Annotated in this window: 22 protein-coding genes and 2 other annotated features; of the genes, 21 read left to right on the top strand and 1 reads right to left on the bottom strand. The window is 44.4% G+C overall.

Annotated elements, in window-relative coordinates; translation table 11 throughout:
• Window positions 1-4: 4 nt before the first annotated feature.
• The 3 genes from disA (at window position 5) to IEW05_RS25985 (ending at window position 2,318) form a co-directional block, all read left to right on the top strand.
• Complete coding sequence (gene disA, locus IEW05_RS25075) at window positions 5-1,081, top strand: DNA integrity scanning diadenylate cyclase DisA (RefSeq protein WP_188542600.1); 1,077 nt, start codon at window positions 5-7, stop codon at window positions 1,079-1,081.
• 94 nt (window positions 1,082-1,175) lie between these two features.
• Window positions 1,176-1,904: a CDP-diacylglycerol--serine O-phosphatidyltransferase gene (gene pssA / locus IEW05_RS25070; RefSeq protein ID WP_188542599.1), complete on the top strand. Its 729-nt coding sequence runs from the start codon at window positions 1,176-1,178 to the stop codon at window positions 1,902-1,904.
• Between the two features lie 291 nt (window positions 1,905-2,195).
• Window positions 2,196-2,318, top strand: a complete 123-nt coding sequence (locus IEW05_RS25985; RefSeq protein WP_268238770.1) for a hypothetical protein — start codon at window positions 2,196-2,198, stop codon at window positions 2,316-2,318.
• Between the two features lie 31 nt (window positions 2,319-2,349).
• Here IEW05_RS25985 and IEW05_RS25065 read toward each other — a convergent pair whose 3' ends face one another.
• Window positions 2,350-2,745, bottom strand: coding sequence for a nucleoside triphosphate pyrophosphohydrolase family protein (locus IEW05_RS25065; protein WP_188542598.1), 396 nt, complete (start codon window positions 2,743-2,745; stop codon window positions 2,350-2,352).
• Between the two features lie 225 nt (window positions 2,746-2,970).
• Here IEW05_RS25065 and IEW05_RS25060 point away from each other — a divergent pair, with 225 nt between their 5' ends.
• From IEW05_RS25060 to IEW05_RS24970, 18 genes are all read left to right on the top strand, one after another.
• The gene (locus IEW05_RS25060; RefSeq protein ID WP_188542597.1) at window positions 2,971-4,059 is read left to right on the top strand and encodes a PIN/TRAM domain-containing protein; all 1,089 of its coding nucleotides are present in this window, start codon (window positions 2,971-2,973) and stop codon (window positions 4,057-4,059) included.
• Between the two features lie 97 nt (window positions 4,060-4,156).
• Window positions 4,157-4,864, top strand: coding sequence for a 2-C-methyl-D-erythritol 4-phosphate cytidylyltransferase (gene ispD, locus IEW05_RS25055; RefSeq protein ID WP_188542614.1), 708 nt, complete (start codon window positions 4,157-4,159; stop codon window positions 4,862-4,864).
• Complete coding sequence (gene ispF / locus IEW05_RS25050) at window positions 4,861-5,349, top strand: 2-C-methyl-D-erythritol 2,4-cyclodiphosphate synthase (protein ID WP_188542596.1); 489 nt, start codon at window positions 4,861-4,863, stop codon at window positions 5,347-5,349. The genes ispD and ispF overlap by 4 nt, the downstream gene beginning before the upstream one ends.
• A 96-nt stretch (window positions 5,350-5,445) precedes the next feature.
• Window positions 5,446-6,912 (top strand): glutamate--tRNA ligase, encoded by a 1,467-nt coding sequence (gltX, locus tag IEW05_RS25045; protein ID WP_188542595.1) that lies wholly within the window; start codon window positions 5,446-5,448, stop codon window positions 6,910-6,912.
• 77 nt (window positions 6,913-6,989) lie between these two features.
• Window positions 6,990-7,273: a binding site (T-box leader), on the top strand.
• Between the two features lie 89 nt (window positions 7,274-7,362).
• Window positions 7,363-8,022, top strand: coding sequence for a serine O-acetyltransferase (cysE, locus tag IEW05_RS25035; RefSeq protein ID WP_188542593.1), 660 nt, complete (start codon window positions 7,363-7,365; stop codon window positions 8,020-8,022).
• Window positions 8,023-8,060: 38 nt separating this feature from the next.
• The gene (gene cysS / locus IEW05_RS25030; RefSeq protein WP_188542592.1) at window positions 8,061-9,464 is read left to right on the top strand and encodes a cysteine--tRNA ligase; all 1,404 of its coding nucleotides are present in this window, start codon (window positions 8,061-8,063) and stop codon (window positions 9,462-9,464) included.
• Entirely contained in the window at window positions 9,461-9,910 is a 450-nt protein-coding gene (locus tag IEW05_RS25025; protein ID WP_188542591.1) for a Mini-ribonuclease 3, read from the top strand. Before cysS ends, IEW05_RS25025 begins: the two co-directional genes overlap by 4 nt.
• A gap of 102 nt (window positions 9,911-10,012) precedes the next feature.
• Window positions 10,013-10,768, top strand: a complete 756-nt coding sequence (gene rlmB / locus IEW05_RS25020; RefSeq protein ID WP_188542590.1) for a 23S rRNA (guanosine(2251)-2'-O)-methyltransferase RlmB — start codon at window positions 10,013-10,015, stop codon at window positions 10,766-10,768.
• A gap of 5 nt (window positions 10,769-10,773) precedes the next feature.
• Window positions 10,774-11,295 carry an NYN domain-containing protein gene (locus IEW05_RS25015; protein WP_229753757.1) on the top strand — a complete coding sequence of 174 codons (522 nt, stop codon included), beginning with the start codon at window positions 10,774-10,776 and terminating at the stop codon, window positions 11,293-11,295.
• A gap of 158 nt (window positions 11,296-11,453) precedes the next feature.
• Window positions 11,454-12,104, top strand: coding sequence for an RNA polymerase sporulation sigma factor SigH (gene sigH, locus IEW05_RS25010; RefSeq protein WP_188542589.1), 651 nt, complete (start codon window positions 11,454-11,456; stop codon window positions 12,102-12,104).
• Window positions 12,105-12,404: 300 nt separating this feature from the next.
• The gene (rpmG, locus tag IEW05_RS25005) at window positions 12,405-12,554 is read left to right on the top strand and encodes a 50S ribosomal protein L33 (RefSeq protein ID WP_071784256.1); all 150 of its coding nucleotides are present in this window, start codon (window positions 12,405-12,407) and stop codon (window positions 12,552-12,554) included.
• A 21-nt stretch (window positions 12,555-12,575) separates the two neighbouring features.
• On the top strand, window positions 12,576-12,767 hold the full coding sequence (secE, locus tag IEW05_RS25000) for a preprotein translocase subunit SecE (protein ID WP_127194392.1): 192 nt from the start codon (window positions 12,576-12,578) through the stop codon (window positions 12,765-12,767).
• A 23-nt stretch (window positions 12,768-12,790) separates the two neighbouring features.
• Window positions 12,791-13,324 carry a transcription termination/antitermination protein NusG gene (gene nusG, locus IEW05_RS24995; RefSeq protein ID WP_188542588.1) on the top strand — a complete coding sequence of 178 codons (534 nt, stop codon included), beginning with the start codon at window positions 12,791-12,793 and terminating at the stop codon, window positions 13,322-13,324.
• Window positions 13,325-13,394: 70 nt separating this feature from the next.
• Complete coding sequence (gene rplK / locus IEW05_RS24990) at window positions 13,395-13,820, top strand: 50S ribosomal protein L11 (protein ID WP_188542587.1); 426 nt, start codon at window positions 13,395-13,397, stop codon at window positions 13,818-13,820.
• 75 nt (window positions 13,821-13,895) lie between these two features.
• Entirely contained in the window at window positions 13,896-14,588 is a 693-nt protein-coding gene (gene rplA, locus IEW05_RS24985) for a 50S ribosomal protein L1 (protein ID WP_188542586.1), read from the top strand.
• An 82-nt stretch (window positions 14,589-14,670) separates the two neighbouring features.
• Window positions 14,671-14,824: a sequence feature (ribosomal protein L10 leader region), on the top strand.
• A gap of 32 nt (window positions 14,825-14,856) precedes the next feature.
• A complete protein-coding gene (gene rplJ, locus IEW05_RS24980; RefSeq protein ID WP_188542585.1) occupies window positions 14,857-15,366 on the top strand; it encodes a 50S ribosomal protein L10 in 510 nt (169 codons plus the stop codon).
• 65 nt (window positions 15,367-15,431) lie between these two features.
• Window positions 15,432-15,794: a 50S ribosomal protein L7/L12 gene (rplL, locus tag IEW05_RS24975; protein ID WP_188542584.1), complete on the top strand. Its 363-nt coding sequence runs from the start codon at window positions 15,432-15,434 to the stop codon at window positions 15,792-15,794.
• Window positions 15,795-15,908: 114 nt separating this feature from the next.
• Window positions 15,909-16,511, top strand: a complete 603-nt coding sequence (locus tag IEW05_RS24970) for a class I SAM-dependent methyltransferase (protein WP_188542583.1) — start codon at window positions 15,909-15,911, stop codon at window positions 16,509-16,511.
• Window positions 16,512-16,845: the final 334 nt, after the last annotated feature.

The following is a 16,845-nucleotide window of genomic DNA, read 5'->3' as shown; positions in this document are numbered from 1 at the left end:
ACTGATGAAGGAATCAACTCAATTGGAGAAAATGAATGATCTGTTAAGGCTTGTTGCGCCAGGCACCGCCTTTCGTGACGGATTAGAGAATGTACTGCGGGCTAAGACCGGGGGATTAATTGTCGTGGGATACAGTCCTGAGGTGATGGAAGTGGTTGAAGGTGGCTTCTCCATTAACTGTGACTTTACACCCAATTATCTATACGAGTTGGCCAAAATGGATGGGGGCATTATATTAAGTGAGGACTTGAAGCGTATCCTTTACGCTAACACACAACTCATTCCTGACTCCTCCATTGCCTCTTCAGAGACCGGAATTCGTCACCGAACAGCAGAGCGTGTAGCGAAGCAGACAGGGAAACTGGTTGTATCTATTTCCCAACGCCGTAACATCATTACCTTGTATCAAGGGGGACTGCGTTACGCACTGAAAGAGATTGGCGTGATCTTGACGAAAGCGAATCAAGCCATTCAAACACTTGAGAAATATAGGTCTGTACTTAACCAAGCCTTGACGAATCTGACCGCTTCAGAGTTTGAAGAATTAGTTACGATACCAGAGGTAGTTAACGTTATTCAGCGGGTTGAAATGGTTATTCGGATCAAGATGGAAATTAAACGCTTTATTAATGAATTAGGTACAGAAGGCCGTCTGATCAGTATGCAGATGGAGGAACTTGTCAGCAATATGGAGGAAGAGGCATGGTTGTTATATAAAGACTATGCAAAAGAGGATAGTGATGAGGCGATTCGTGATTTAATACTTTCGCTCAAGCGTTCCAGTGATGATGAACTGCTCGACGTAAATCATATTGTTCGTCTGCTCGGTTATCCCCCATCCATGGCTACATCAGAAGAAATGGTCTCGCCTCGCGGATACCGTGTGTTGAACAAAATTCCTCGTCTGCCAAATGTGATTATTCATAATCTGGTGGAACGATTTAAGGAGCTTCCGTACGTACTGATCGCTTCGATCGAACAATTGGATGAAGTTGACGGTATTGGAGAAGTGCGAGCACGAGTGATAAAAGAGGGATTAAATCGCCTACAAGAGCAGGTGTTCATTGACAGACAAATTTAAATCTCCTACAAGAGCAGGTATTCATTGACAGACAAATTTAAATCTCCTACAATCAAGGGACGATTGTCATGAAATATCTATTAGAGGTGAAGAGATGATTACAAAATCAATTCCGAACATGTTTACGCTCGGTAATCTGTTTCTCGGAATGTTAGCCATTATGTTGGCATTAGAGGGTAGGTTTAGCCTAGCAGCCATCATGGTAATTATCGCTATGCTGCTTGACGGATTGGACGGACGTGTTGCACGGGCATTAAACTGCCAAAGCGAGTTTGGTAAAGAGCTCGATTCACTATCCGATATCATATCATTTGGTGTTGCACCAGCACTTATTATGTACACTATTTCATTTCACAATATTCCGATGGAATTAGCTTGGGTTGTAACTGCAATATTTCCTATATGTGGTGCATTACGGTTGGCACGGTTTAATGTACAAAAAGGAATTCCGGGTTATTTTATCGGCCTGCCTATACCGGCAGCTGGTGGAGTACTCGCAACATTGTCGTTGTTTCATAAAGACTTTACAGCACCATACTTCATCATTGCGATGTTGCTTCTGTCCTACTTGATGGTCAGCTCCGTGAAATATCCAAATTTCAAAAAAGTGGGCTTGCCTAAAAAGGCAGTTGCAGTCGCACCGTTTGTCGTTGTTTTGGCAGTTGTTCTTGCCGTGTTGTTCCCAGAACAACTATCAAAGATGATCTTTATTCCACTTGTTGTCTACGCAGCATATGGTCTGAAACAAAACGTTGACAAGATACTCCGTAGAAAAAGTCGTCATGAAGACGATTCCGAAGAAGTCTACCGTTCCAAGCACTAATACTTTTCTTATTCAAAAAAGGCATTGATCACCGCGTAGCGGAACGATCAATGCCTTTTATTGTTGAGTTACATATGTAGAATTTTTCTTCGCTGACGAAGCTAGCGCATCCCCAAAGGGACAGCGTCAGATGTTACTTGCAGGAGCGCGAGAGTAGAGCGTACCCGTAGGGTGAAAGCGACTCTACCCACCCAAAGTACTCGGGTGCTTCGATAGTAGTAGTGTCTGCAGCATGTTTTCCCTGGTAGCCCAGGAGATCCAAAAGTAAGACGTACCCGAAGGGGGAAAAGCGTGCCACGTACCAACCCTAGCGCATCCCCCAAAGGGGACAGCGATGCAGGAGCACTTCTATCCCTCCAACGTTACTTAAGGCGGGTATCCAAAGGGCAGCAGGCCCTTGGGGCCCTCCCTTAGGACAAGGGAGGGTTTGGGAGGGTTGTGATGATCAGGATAGGTTAAACAATCCCAGCGTAGAACATTTCTTTGATTCCCGCTCAACCACTTCATCCATATTAATTCCTAATAGATTGCATAATGCAGACATATAAAAAAGGTTACGGCCCAATTCATTGGTAATAGCGTCGCGGCAGTTCTCGCACAGTTCTCCTTGGACATGTTTACGAATGGTGTCCTTAGCTTGCTCTAGATCTATGCCAGGCTCAAAATCTTGCTTGGTAGCATGAAGCTCAATACAGCCGCATTCAGTCACAGCTTTTGTGACAGAGCGAACAACGGAGGCGTTTGTCTGTCCTGTTTTGGATAAGACATCCAACAAACTGCGGTGACGGAGCAACAGTTCAGAAACTTGTTCTTGGAAAGATTGAAGACTTGATGTGTTCATTTTCCATCCACCTCAATATTAAGAATTGTATACATTATATGCCACAAATTCCCCTCTTATCAACAAGAAATCCCTCATAGCGTGCGAGCTTTTAATCCTAAGTCTATATTTAGTGCTCGAAAAAAGTTCCTAATCAGCCGATTACGTTTCCAAAAATTGGACCATACTTGTTAAAGAGGTACCCGAATAGTGAATAACAATTTTATTAGGAGGTGAAGAGAAACAATGATGAAAAAAGGTTTGCTTAGTGTGGTTGTGCTCTGTGGAGCTTGGTTCGGTTATACGGTAAGCGGAATGATCGACTTCTTCCCACAGCCGCTGCGGACTTGGTTTGTTGGAATGAGTCCGGCATTAAGTCACTTGATATTGGCGGCAACCGGAGCATTTCTGTTCTTATTCTTGTTCTCTATAGGCGTAGGTGCTTTTTCTGCGCGAATAAGAAAGCTGGTCGAAGCATTAGCAGTGATTCCGATGAATGAAATGGCAGCCGGATCAGCCGGACTGACAGCAGGACTACTTCTTTCTTTAATGATTTACCCGGTTTTATCCTTACTTGGTCCCATGGAGAGCTTCGCGAAATTCGCCATTTCAGCATTGCTTGGCTATATAGGACTGACTGTAGGATTAGAGAAGAAAGAAGAGCTATCTTCATTTTGGAAATCGGGAAAATGGGGAAGTGGGGCAGAGGGGAAAGAGCGACGGCTTGAGGAACACAAGATTTTGGACACGAGTGTCATCATCGATGGTCGGATTGCGGATATCTGCAAAACAGGATTTATTGAAGGTACCATTGTTATCCCTGAATTTGTGTTGGAAGAACTACAGCATATTGCTGATTCCTCAGACTTACTCAAACGTAATAGAGGACGTAGGGGTTTAGATATTTTGAACAAAATTCAGAAGGAACTTGATGTCCAAGTCATGATCTATGAAGGAGATTTTGAGGAGATATCTGAAGTTGATAGCAAACTGGTCAAACTAGCTAAAGTGCTGCAAGGGAAAGTGGTTACGAATGACTTTAACCTTAACAAGGTATGTGAGTTACAAGGGGTTTCTGTGCTGAATATCAACGATCTGGCCAATGCAGTTAAGCCAGTCGTTCTACCAGGTGAGGAAATCATGGTACAAGTGATCAAGGATGGGAAGGAACACGGACAAGGTGTGGCCTACTTGGATGATGGAACCATGATCGTAGTTGAGGGCGGTCGTGACTATATCGGGAGCATTACAGAGGTACTCGTAACTAGCGTATTGCAGACATCTGCAGGTCGTATGATCTTTGCCAAACCAAAACTGTTGGAAAAAGCCCAGTAAATTCGGTATGATGGGTATAAATGCGTGGGAGCTTGGAATTGATTCATAGTCCACGTATAATTCAGGCAGGGTAAGGCAGGGATACATGGTGACAGAATTGAACACGGGAACAGGAGTTATTGTGGTGGCGGCAGGCCGAGGCACCCGCATGGGAAGCAAAGAGTCCAAACAGTATCTTATGCTACAGGACAAGCCGATCGTCATCCATACGCTGGAGGTGTTCGAACGCCATCCATTGATTACCGAAATTGTATTAGTGACGGGAGCGCAGGATGTAGAGCGCTGTTTGTCATGGATTCATGAGTATGGAATCACTAAAAAAATAAAAGTTATTCCGGGCGGCGCCGAGCGTCAGCACTCGGTATATCAAGGGCTGCTTCATATTAGCACACCTTGGGTACTGGTGCATGACGGCGTTCGCCCTTTTGTCACGGAACAACAGGTGACCTCGTGCTATGAAGCGGCGGTAAATCATGGGGCGTCGGTTTTAGCAGTGCCTGTTAAAGATACGGTGAAACAAGTTGATGGACAAGGCTGGGTCACGGCTACACCTGACCGTCGTAGCTTGTGGGCGATTCAAACGCCGCAGGCTTTTCGACGTTCCGATCTTATACGAGCTCATGGGATGGCGGAGGCAGAAGGATTTACAGGTACGGACGATTCGATGCTAATTGAACGACTTGGTATCCCCGTGATGGTGGTGGAAGGTAGCTATACCAATATCAAAATCACAACACCAGACGATTTGGATTATGCGGAATTTGTTCGTATGAAGAAAGAACAAAAGGGAGAGGACATGACATGATTACCGTAGGACAAGGCTTTGATGTACATGAATTAGTGGAGGGCAGACCTTGTATTATCGGGGGGGTAACGATTCCATTTGAGAAAGGGTTAATGGGGCATTCCGATGCTGACGTGTTGTTACATGCAGTGAGTGATGCGATCTTGGGAGCACTTGGCTTGGGTGATATCGGACGGCATTTTCCGGATACGGACCCTAACTTCAAAGATGCGGACAGCTTAAAGTTACTTGAGCAAGTGTGGGTCATGGCGAAAGAACGAGGATATCGTCTAGGCAATCTTGACGCAACAATTATTGCCCAACGTCCGAAAATGGCACCTTATATTCCGCAAATGGTTGAAATTATTGCTGGTGCCCTGGAATCACAGCCACAGAAAGTTAATGTAAAAGCAACAACGACCGAACAACTTGGTTTTACTGGGCGGGGCGAAGGTATCGCTTCCCAATGTATTGTATGCCTTATCGCAGATGTGCTATCATCATAAGATTGGATTATAACTAAGCGTATGCTTACGAAGCAAGTTTTGTTCGAAGAATAAACATGGAATCATATGCTTACAAAACTTTTAGGAGGGATTGTCATGACGGAAGTTCGCGTGCGTTACGCGCCGAGTCCGACGGGACACTTACATATCGGCAATGCAAGAACAGCGCTCTTCAATTATTTATTTGCTAAGCATCATGGCGGAAAATTTATTATTCGTATCGAAGATACGGATGTAAAACGTAATGTTGAAGGCGGAGAAGAGAATCAATTCAAGTATCTTAAATGGCTTGGTATGGAGTGGGATGAAAGTGTTGATGTAGGCGGTGAATATGGCCCTTACCGTCAAACGGAACGTCTGGATCTATATCGTCAGTATTGGCAGGATTTATTGGACCGTGGATTAGCTTATCGTTGTTATTGTACGGAAGAAGAATTGGAACAGGAACGTGAGGAACAAATTGCCCGTGGTGAGATGCCGCGCTATTCCGGTAAACATCGGAATTTGACACCGGAACAGTGTGCAGCGTTTGAAGCTGAAGGTAGACAAGCAAGTATCCGTTTTCGGGTACCAGAAGGACGTACCTTCACGTTTGATGATCTTGTAAAGGGTCCGATCTCATTTGAGTCGGACGTAAGTGGTGACTTTGTTATCGTGAAGAAGGATGGCATTCCAACTTATAACTTTGCGGTAGCACTAGATGATCATTTGATGAAAATAACACATGTGTTACGTGGAGAAGACCATGTATCCAACACACCACGACAGTTGATGATTTATGACGCACTTGGCTGGGAACCACCGATTTTTGGACATATGACCCTAATTGTCGGAGACAATCACAAGAAGCTGAGTAAACGTGACGAATCGGTCATTCAGTTTATTGAACAATATGACGAGTTAGGTTATTTACCTGAAGCGATGTTTAATTTCATTGCACTACTTGGCTGGTCACCGACGGGAGAAGAAGAATTCTTCACGAAGGAAGAACTGATTTCAATATTTGATGCCAATCGCTTATCGAGAAGTCCTGCTTTGTTTGATAAACAGAAATTGGCTCATTTGAACAACCATTACATCAAGAATGCTGACCCTGAGCGAATTGCCAAATTGGCAATTCCCCACTTGCAGAAAGCATCGCTCTTACCAAGCGTTCTGACACCAGAGCAGGAGGATTGGGCGAATACTTTGGTTGCTCTATATCAGGAGCAAATGACATCGGCATCTGACATCGTTGAATTGTCCGACTTATTCTTCCGCACTCATTTGGAGCTGGATGAAGAAGCAAAGACTGTATTATCAGAAACACAGGTTCCGGTCGTGTTAAGTGCTTTCCTGAATAAGGTGAAAGAATTGGCTCCATTTACAGCAGAGAATATTGCGGCAGCGATTAAAGAAGTTCAGAAGGAAACAGGATTCAAAGGGAAGGGTTTGTTCATGCCAATTCGCGTAGCCTTAACAGGACAAATGCACGGACGTGATTTGAACAAGACCATTTATCTACTTGGACAGGAAGTTACGATGGAACGCCTTGCATTGCAAATTAGTCAGTTGGAAGGCTAAAACATTTCTTGTCAGTTTTACTGATTGTGGGTAAGATAAGCACAGAGATTGTTTTTTTCAATACAATATAACAGGTAATAAAAGCATAGATCGGGAGAAGTACGCAAGTTTCTGTATTTTACAGAGAGGATAACCGGAACAGTTAGTTATGTTCTAGGCTGCAAGTTATCCAAATACAGGGGGCGGAAATGCACCCGGGAGCTGTGGGATTGAGCGCGCTGTAAGGGCGTAGGTAGATCCTGACGTTTTGTCTGCGTTAAGGACACCAAGGGGGATGGTCTATATCCAACGCTATTTAATGAGCGGTATATGGATGGAGGCATCCAAGCAGAGTGGAACCGCGCTATTTAGCGTCTCTGTAGCGAAAGCTACAGGGGCGCTATTTTTGTTGAATTTAGAGAATAGATCAAGTGCCAACCGGTAGTGGAGAGAACAAGGGGGGGAAGTACGATGTTTAAGAGAATGAGGTCTGATATTCAGGCAGTATTTGATAATGATCCGGCCGCAAGAAGTAGGTTTGAGGTGATCTTCACTTATTCTGGACTGCATGCGATATGGAGTCACCGGATGGCACACTATTTTTATCGGCATCGCTGGTTTACGATTGCGCGTGTTATCTCTCAGGTTAGCCGTTTTTTTACCGGAATCGAAATTCATCCTGGAGCCAAAATCGGTAATCGGTTGTTTATTGATCATGGTATGGGAGTTGTCATCGGTGAAACTTGCGAAATCGGTGATGATGTGGTTATCTATCAGGGGGTAACCTTGGGCGGAAGTGGTAAGGAAAAAGGAAAACGACATCCGACTATTGGAAACAATGTAGTCATCGGATCTGGAGCAAAGGTTTTGGGCTCTTTTAAAATAGAGGATCAGTGCAACATTGGAGCAAATTCAGTTGTACTGAAGGAAATACCTTTTAATAGTACGGTGGTAGGTATTCCTGGTAAAATCGTTCGTCAGGGTGGAAAACGTCTGGATCGGTTAAGCCATCAAATGCCGGATCCCGTAGTGGATGCAATGGGACTTCTGCAGCGTGAGATTGAAGGACTTCAGTTGGAAATTGAGGGTTTGAAACAGCAATTACAAGGAGTACCATTTTCGAAGGAGTAACTTTCTCGGGTAAATAAATTATTGAAAGGAAAGTGAGTATGGCAATACAAATTTACAACACGTTGACGCGACAAAAAGAGGAATTCGTAAGCCAAGATCCAGGGAAAGCTAGTGTTTATGTCTGCGGTCCAACCGTATATGGTTATATCCATATTGGTAATGCACGGCCCATGATTTTCTTTGATATCGTGCGGAGCTATCTAGAGAATCAGAAATACGAAGTCAATTATGTCGTCAACTTTACAGATGTAGATGACAAGCTGATCCGTAAAGCGGAAGAGATGAATACCACTGTGCCTGAGGTTGCAGAGACTTTTATTGCGGCTTACTACGCAGATCTGGAAGGTCTCGGCATCCCACGTGCTACCGCGAATCCTCGGGTAACGGACAATATGGGGATTATTATTGAGTTTATAGAAGACCTCGAACGTAAGGGCTTTGCATATGAGAATGGCGGGGATGTGTTCTTCCGCACGAACAAATTTGAGAGTTACGGTAAGTTGTCTGGGCAGAACATCGGTGAATTACAATTTGGTATACGGATCGATGTAGATGAGCGTAAAGAAAACCCTGAAGATTTCGTGTTGTGGAAGGCCGCCAAACCAGGTGAAATTCGTTGGAGCAGCCCTTGGGGCGAAGGTCGGCCAGGCTGGCATATTGAGTGCTCTGCGATGTCTCGTCATCTCCTTGGCGATACAATCGATATTCATGGGGGGGGACAGGATCTACAGTTCCCACACCACGAGTGTGAAATCGCCCAATCTGAGGTGGTGACAGGTAAGCCACTAGCGAGATATTGGATGCACAATGGATATATTAATATCGATGGCGAGAAAATGTCGAAATCGCTGGGCAACGGAGTGCTTGTCAAAGATTTGCGTAGCAACTATAAGCGTGAGGCGCTGCGCTATTTTATGCTAACCACGCATTATCGTAATCAGCTTAATTTCACAGATGATACGATGGAACAAGCTGAACGTAGCGTTGAACGGATTACTATTGCAGTAGGTAATCTTCGGCATCGACTAGAGACGGCAGTCTCAGGAAACGGTGAAGTTACGCCGGAATGGGAAGCCAAGATGAATCATATTGGGACGACATTTCATGCTAAAATGCAGGATGACTTCAATACGCCAGATGCCATTACGGCGATTTTTGAATGGGTAACCGAAGTGAATACACTGCTGCAGCAACCTAATGTGAATCGTGCCGATCTTGAAGCGGCTCAAGAATTGTTTGCAGAAATGAACGGTATCTTGCGCATTGTTGCCGATGTTGAGCCCGATTTATTGGATCAAGATATCGAGAATCTAATTGCAGAGCGTAGCGAAGCTCGGAAATCTAAAAATTGGGCCCGTGCGGATGAAATCCGCGATTTACTGGATGCACAGGGAATTCTGCTCGAAGATACGCCGCAAGGAATGAGATGGCGCCGTAAATGAGTAATGGTAGTGAAAATCTAGATAATAATTCGCCGTTATGGTTCCCAGAGGTACCATCTAAGCCAGCTCGATTACTGCCACCACTTGCGCTTGCTTATATTGGGGATGCTATTTTTGAAGTTGCTGTGAGACAGCGGGTCATGGCGCGGCCTAATTTGCGGCCGCACCACCTGCATGGACAGTCGACGAAGTATGTCTCGGCTAAGGCGCAGGCCAAGCTACTCAGCTTGATCGAGCCCAAGCTTACAGAGGACGAGAAGGATGTTGTGCGTCAAGGACGTAATGCCAAATCAGGGGTACCCAAGAATGCGAACGTAATTGATTATAGGCATGCAACAGCATTTGAGAGCTTAGTTGGTTACTTATATTATACGGGTGCACATGATCGTCTTCGTGATCTTATTTCTTCTGGTTTTGACCTTTTAGAAAACGAGGATCAGGCGTAACCGTAAAATTTTGATGTACACTTAAGATATATCGGCAAGAATACAATACAAGAGAGATTCGATGTGGGATATCCCTATCAGATCTATCGCAGGAGGAAACACATGGAGGATCAAGAATGGATCGCTGGTAAGCACTCAATACTTGAAGCGCTACGAGCGGGACGTACAATTAATAAAATATGGGTTGCTGAAGGTGCTCAAAAGCACTTAACCCAGCCGATTTTGGCAGAGGCTAAGAAGCAAGGGATTATCGTTCAATTTGTCGATAAGCGTAAGCTCGATCAATTGGTTCCTGATGTGCAGCATCAAGGAGTCGTGGCGCAAGCTGCACCTTATGCCTACGCAAGCGTTGAAGATTTGTTGGCCAAGGCCACTGAACAAGGACAACCTCCTTTTCTTCTCATCTTGGATGAGATTGAGGATCCACATAACCTAGGCTCCATTTTGCGGACAGCAGAATGTACGGGAGTTCATGGTGTAATTATTCCGAAACGACGTTCCGCTGCAGTAACCGCAACGGTGTCGAAGACATCAGCAGGAGCGGTAGAGTATGTACCCGTTGCTAGGGTAACAAATCTGGCACAATGCATTGATGAACTGAAAGAAGCGGGTGTCTGGGTTGTTGGCACAGATGTCGATACGAAAGATGAGATGTATGAAAGAGGCGGCAATGTACTTACTGGCCCCGTAGCGATTGTAATTGGTAATGAGAATAAAGGAATGGGTCGTTTGATTCGTGAAAAATGTGATGTGCTTCTCAAACTTCCGATGACTGGACGTCTTAACTCCTTGAACGCCTCAGTTGCTGCGGGCGTTGTGATGTACGAAGTATTGCGCAGACGTCGCGCCGAGGGATAGATACAGTGCGCGAAATGCGCGACGTACTTCTGGTAGATGGTTATAATATGATCGGGGGATGGCCAGAGCTTGCGGCATTGTCTAGAATCGGGCTGCAGGAAGCTCGCGATCGGTTACTGGAGAGGCTGGCCGATTATCAAGCATTCTCCGGGATTAGGACCATTGCCATCTTTGATGCCTACCGGGTACCAGGGCTCGGTAAATCTTTTGCCCAGAATCAGCTAGAGGTTCATTTCACTAAAGAGAAAGAGACGGCGGACGAATGTATTGAGCGACTGGTGCGGGAGCTGAGTCATAAAAGACGGCAGATTTATGTAGCAACCAGTGATATGGTAGAGCAACATGTCATTTTCGGACAGGGAGCACTACGGATATCGGCACGTGAGCTGCTGACGCAAGTGGAGAAAAGTGAGAAGGAAGTCCAAATAAAGATAGCAGAACGTATTGATAAATCAAGTCGAAATAGAATAGATGATAAGTTAAGCCCGGAAGTAAGACGGATGTTTGAGAAATGGCGCAGGGAATAATTGTATCACGAGTTGTACTCAAAGTTATCCATTTCAGAATTCTACTTTACATCTTTTGGTACTTTTGTTATTGACGCTAATATGCACACTAATATATACTGTTCGTATTACTTGACAGAGTGACGGGGCACCGTGCGTTGCAGCCGGAGGGATTTGTGGTGAGTGTCAACCTCGAGAAATGGGTAAGGTTTGACTATGAGATCCAAAGTGACGAAGAAATTGTCGAAGCGGTCCGTGTAGGTGATAGTGAAGCGTTAGAGTACTTAATTAATAAGTACCGGAGTTTCGTACGCGCCAAAGCCAGATCTTATTTCTTGATTGGGGCTGATCGTGAGGATATCATCCAAGAAGGAATGATTGGTCTTTATAAATCGATCAGGGACTTTCGAGGGGATAAGCTCGCTTCGTTCAAAGCATTCGCCGAGTTATGCATTACGCGTCAGATCATTACGGCGATTAAAACAGCGACACGGCAGAAGCATATTCCATTGAACTCTTATGTATCCTTGGACAAGCCGATTTATGACGAGGATTCTGATCGGACATTGCTTGATGTCATTTGTGGTTCTCAGGTATGCGATCCTGAAGAGCTGATTATTAACCAGGAGGAGTTTGTTGGCCTGGAGGACAAGATGTCCGAAATTCTCAGTGAACTGGAACGTAAAGTATTAATGTTGTATCTCGATGGACGTTCCTACCAGGAGATTGCGGTAGATTTGAAACGTCATGTTAAATCGATAGATAACGCATTACAGCGTGTTAAACGCAAACTTGAAAAGTACCTGGAAGTTCGAGACGGCGGGTTGTAATCTTTCTTCTGTATGTACAAAAGATATAATATAAGGATAGCTATATTAATAGCTGTCTTTTTTATTTTTAAAGTAAACTCTATTTAATTATCAGAAACGGTAATTTCAGGATGTTTCAGGGTTTATCTTTAAAAGAGCTGAGTTATACTGTATGTTAGCGGAAACTTAAAGGGTTGTGTCTCGTTGACACGAATAGGTTGATTATGATAAAGTGTTTTAGGTAGGCCTAAATTTGTGTTTGTCATTTGGGTCAATATAGAGACATCTCATATTGTAGAATGTCTTCGGGAGGTGCACATCATGCGGGTAATTATTACGTTGGCTTGTACGAACTGTAAACAAAGAAACTACACGACAACGAAAAACAAGCGTAACCACCCCGACCGCATGGAGATGAAGAAATTTTGCAAGTTTTGTAACGAGCAAGTTCCTCATCGCGAAACCAGATAGTCTTTGGAGGTGTAGGCGCTCATGAAACGAAGTTTCAAGTCGTTGTTTTCTTTTTTCTCTGAAAGCTGGGCAGAGCTTAAAAAGGTTCGCTGGCCTAATCGTAAAGAGCTGACCAATTATACGCTGATTGTGCTTGGTACAATTGCAGTTGTCGCGATTTATTTTTGGGTGCTTGACATCGGCATTTCCGCTGTTATCGAAGCGATAATTTAAGAAGGGTCCTTAGGTGGCTTGATATGGAAAAAAGATGGTACGTCGTTCATACCTATTCAGGGTATGAGAACAAGGTGAAAGCCAATTTAGAAAAGCGTGTCGAGTCCATGGGCATGGAAGACAAGATATTCCGCGTTCTTGTTCCGATGGAAGAAGAAGTGGTGAACAAAGATGGTAAGAAAAAGACCGTCATGCGTAAAGTTTACCCCGGTTATGTCTTGGTAGAAATGGTCCAAACCGATGATTCTTGGTATGTTGTTCGCAATACACCAGGAGTTACTGGATTTGTCGGCTCAACGGGTTCTGGCTCCAAGCCAACAGCTCTGCTTCCTGAGGAAGTAGAACAGATTCTACAACATATGGGCATGGAAGAACCAAAACCAGTTATTGAGTTCGATCTTAAAGAATCCGTACGCATCAAAGTTGGTCCGTTTGCCAATTTCGTTGGTTCGATCGAAGAAATTCTGATCGACAAGAGTAAGCTTAAGGTTCATGTTAACATGTTTGGACGAGAAACCCCTCTTGAATTGGATTACAATCAAGTGGAGAAAATATAGGTTTCTTGGGTTTCACTGTGGGAGGGGCGTAGGTCCCGTCTACCACTACTAGGGCAAGGAGGTGTCTTACATGGCGAAGAAAGTTATCAAAGTTGTAAAACTGCAAATTCCTGCAGGGAAAGCGAATCCTGCACCTCCGGTAGGTCCGGCATTGGGTCAAGCGGGTGTCAACATCATGGCATTCTGTAAAGAGTTCAACGCACGTACCGCCGATCAAGCTGGTTTGATCATTCCGGTTGAAATTTCGGTGTTTGAAGATCGTTCCTTTACGTTCATCACCAAAACTCCTCCGGCAGCCGTTCTACTTCGCGTTGCAGCGAAGATTGAGAAAGGTTCCGGCGAACCAAACAAGAAAAAAGTAGCTACTGTGAATCGCAGCGTTGTTCGTGAGATCGCAGAGCAAAAAATGCCTGACCTTAACGCAGCTTCTGTTGAAGCAGCTATGCGTATGGTTGAAGGTACCGCCCGCAGCATGGGCATTACGATTCAAGACTAGTTCTTGATGAAGACGGATTGATTTCCGTCCACAGTGGGAGGAATTTCCGCTAATACCACAAAGGAGGATGAATTCATGGCTAAGCACGGTAAAAAATACCAAGAAGCTGCAAAGCTTATTGATAGCGAAGCAACTTACGAGCCTTTAGAAGCTGTTGAACTAGTGAAAAAGGCAGCAACTGCAAAGTTTGACGAAACCGTTGAAGTAGCAGTTCGTTTGGGTGTAGACCCACGTAAACAAGACCAAGCTGTTCGTGGCGTAGTAGTACTACCACACGGTACAGGTAAAACTCAACGCGTGTTGGTATTTGCCAAAGGTGAAAAAGTGAAGGAAGCGGAAGCTGCTGGAGCTGACTACGTTGGCGATCAAGACGTTATTAACAAAATCCAACAAGGCTGGTTCGAGTTCGATGTTTGCGTAGCAACACCGGACATGATGAGTGAAGTTGGTAAATTGGGTCGTCTGCTCGGTGGTAAAGGTCTTATGCCTAACCCTAAAGCAGGTACAGTTACGTTTGACGTAGCTAAAGCGGTTCAAGAAATCAAAGCGGGTAAAATCGAGTATCGTTTGGACAAAGCAGGACAAATTCATGCACCGATTGGTAAAGTGTCTTTTGGCGCTGATCAATTGAACGAGAACCTTAAGGCTCTTGTTGACGCATTGAACCGGGCAAAACCGGCTGCTGCTAAAGGCGTTTACTTGAAGAACATCGCGATTTCTTCGACGATGGGCCCAAGTGCTCGTGTCAACACATCTGTTTACAGATAATACCGCCTGCATTTAGTGGGTAATGGGATTGACATTCTGGATATCCCTTGGTAAACTGAACAAGTTGTTTTGATATGGGAAATTAATTTGAATATGCTTACCGTAGACAGTAGGTGCCGTTAAAGGCTTAATTTCCTGCCGAGGTGTTGTGATAGAACGTCAACGTTTTGCAGTTTGCTGCAAATGATGATTCATCAGGCCTTCGTAGATTCTACGGAGGCTTTTTTAATGGATTAATGCCTAGAAAATCTATCAGGAGGTGTACAGTTTGGCAAACGTAAAAGTGATTCAAGCAAAACAGGAAGCTGTTGATGTAGTTACTGCGAAGCTGCGCGAGAGCGCAACGACTGTAGTTGCAGATTACCGCGGACTTAACGTTGCTCAAGTTACGGAACTTCGTAAACAGCTTCGTGAAGCTGGCGTAGAATTCCAAGTGCTTAAGAACTCGCTCGTTCGTCGTGCGACAGCAGCTGCGGAACTTTCTGAACTGGACGAAGTTTTGGTTGGTCCTACAGCCATCGCGTTCAGCGCAGAAGATGCAGTAGCTCCAGCAAAAATTCTTAGCGATTTCGCGAAGAAGAACGATGCGCTTAAAGTAAAAGGTGGCGTAGTAGAAGGTAAGGTTGTTGGCGTTGAGCAAATCAAAGCGTTGGCAGATCTACCATCCCGCGAAGGTCTCCTTTCCATGCTCCTCAGCGTGCTTCAAGCTCCAATGCGCAACTTCGCGCTTGCAGTTAAAGCCGTTGCAGAGAAAGAAGAAGAAGGCGCAAGCGCGTAAGCTTCTTCTAAGTCAAGTGATTTAAACTAATAACCAAAATAAACTAATATAACGGAGGTTCAACCATGAGTAAAGAAACTATCTTGGAAGAAATCAAAGGCATGACCGTTCTTGAACTGAACGATCTTGTTAAAGCAATCGAAGAGGAATTTGGCGTAACTGCTGCAGCTCCAGTAGCTATGGTAGGTGGCGGCGCAGCAGTTGAAGCTGCTGAGCAATCCGAATTCGACGTAATTTTGAATGGCGCTGGCGCATCCAAAATCAACGTTATCAAAGTCGTTCGCGAAATTACAGGCCTCGGCTTGAAAGAAGCAAAAGACCTTGTTGACAATGCACCAAAACCATTGAAAGAAAAAGTAAGCAAAGAAGAAGCAGAAGCAGTAAAAGCAAAATTGGAAGAAGCAGGCGCTTCTGTAGAAGTGAAGTAATTCTTTCTCTAACTTACACGAACCCCTTGAATCAATTTCAAGGGGTTTGTTTTATTAGAGGCAGGACTGAGAATAATATATTCTATTAAAACCTTAACCGGAGGGAAGGAAAGAATGTCTGATCACTACTATACCAGTCAACCAACAGTTGCTCACGACCGTAAGGTTTGGGAGGTTCAGCTGCGGGGACAAGTATTCCGATTTGTGAGCGACGCAGGGGTATTCGCCAAGGGCGGTGTCGATTATGGCAGTCGGACATTAATTGAAGCGATGGATATTCCAAGTGGTGCCAAAGTATTAGATGTTGGTTGTGGATACGGTCCAATAGGATTAACAGCAGCAAAACTTGCAATAGAGGGACATGTCACCATGATTGATGTTAACAGCCGCGCAGTGGAGTTGGCACGAGAGAATGCCATCGTTAACAAATTGAATAATGTAACTATAGTAGAGAGTGATTTGTTTGCGGCGATTGAAGATGAGGAACAGTTTGATGTTGTTCTGACTAATCCCCCGATTCGGGCAGGCAAAGAAACAGTTCATGCAATTTTTGAAGGAGCTTTTGAACGATTACGGCAGGGTGGATCGCTGTGGATTGTCATTCAGAAGAAACAGGGGGCGCCGTCGGCGCGTCAGAAATTGGAGTCGCTCTTTGCGAAGGTGGAAGAAGTGACAAAAGATAAAGGATATCGAATATATAAGGCTACGAAGAATTAAAGAGTATGCGTGTTGAGTAGATAGATCATTATAAGAGATCTAGATCAAAAAGATATAGGTTGACTTTGAAAAATGGATATGATATTATTATAAAATGTCAGTATTAGGATGGCCTTTGTGACTTTAGTTTGTTGAAATGTCAAGAGTTTTACGAGAACAATGCATTAAATCATATTGTTTAACGTATAATATGTACATTTTGGGCAAATCTACTGAATACGGGGACATCAGGGCAGAAGTGTCACAGATAATGGTGCTCTTTTTTCGAAAGCATTCGATAAGGGCTTTTCTTTATTTGTGGGTGAATCCGTCTTGAACCTATTATAAGGGTACA

The sequence above is a fragment of the Paenibacillus segetis genome (assembly GCF_014639155.1).
Classification (GTDB): Bacteria; Bacillota; Bacilli; order Paenibacillales; family Paenibacillaceae; genus Fontibacillus; species Fontibacillus segetis.
Note: the sequence above shows the minus strand (reverse complement) of the source record. Positions and strands in the feature narration are given on the sequence as shown.

Bases quoted from the DNA above. Each gene is read 5' to 3' on its own strand.
- IEW05_RS25065 (WP_188542598.1), bottom strand. From the start codon at position 2,745: ATGAACACATCAAGTCTTCAATCTTTCCAAGAACAAGTTTCTGAACTG.
- IEW05_RS24970 (WP_188542583.1), top strand. From the start codon at position 15,909: ATGTCTGATCACTACTATACCAGTCAACCAACAGTTGCTCACGACCGT.
- rplK (WP_188542587.1), top strand. From the start codon at position 13,395: ATGGCGAAGAAAGTTATCAAAGTTGTAAAACTGCAAATTCCTGCAGGG.
- IEW05_RS25060 (WP_188542597.1), top strand. From the start codon at position 2,971: ATGATGAAAAAAGGTTTGCTTAGTGTGGTTGTGCTCTGTGGAGCTTGG.
- rpmG (WP_071784256.1), top strand. From the start codon at position 12,405: ATGCGGGTAATTATTACGTTGGCTTGTACGAACTGTAAACAAAGAAAC.
- pssA (WP_188542599.1), top strand. From the start codon at position 1,176: ATGATTACAAAATCAATTCCGAACATGTTTACGCTCGGTAATCTGTTT.
- disA (WP_188542600.1), top strand. From the start codon at position 5: ATGAAGGAATCAACTCAATTGGAGAAAATGAATGATCTGTTAAGGCTT.
- cysE (WP_188542593.1), top strand. From the start codon at position 7,363: ATGTTTAAGAGAATGAGGTCTGATATTCAGGCAGTATTTGATAATGAT.
- rplL (WP_188542584.1), top strand. From the start codon at position 15,432: ATGAGTAAAGAAACTATCTTGGAAGAAATCAAAGGCATGACCGTTCTT.
- secE (WP_127194392.1), top strand. From the start codon at position 12,576: ATGAAACGAAGTTTCAAGTCGTTGTTTTCTTTTTTCTCTGAAAGCTGG.
- nusG (WP_188542588.1), top strand. From the start codon at position 12,791: ATGGAAAAAAGATGGTACGTCGTTCATACCTATTCAGGGTATGAGAAC.
- gltX (WP_188542595.1), top strand. From the start codon at position 5,446: ATGACGGAAGTTCGCGTGCGTTACGCGCCGAGTCCGACGGGACACTTA.
- cysS (WP_188542592.1), top strand. From the start codon at position 8,061: ATGGCAATACAAATTTACAACACGTTGACGCGACAAAAAGAGGAATTC.
- rlmB (WP_188542590.1), top strand. From the start codon at position 10,013: ATGGAGGATCAAGAATGGATCGCTGGTAAGCACTCAATACTTGAAGCG.
- rplA (WP_188542586.1), top strand. From the start codon at position 13,896: ATGGCTAAGCACGGTAAAAAATACCAAGAAGCTGCAAAGCTTATTGAT.
- ispF (WP_188542596.1), top strand. From the start codon at position 4,861: ATGATTACCGTAGGACAAGGCTTTGATGTACATGAATTAGTGGAGGGC.
- IEW05_RS25025 (WP_188542591.1), top strand. From the start codon at position 9,461: ATGAGTAATGGTAGTGAAAATCTAGATAATAATTCGCCGTTATGGTTC.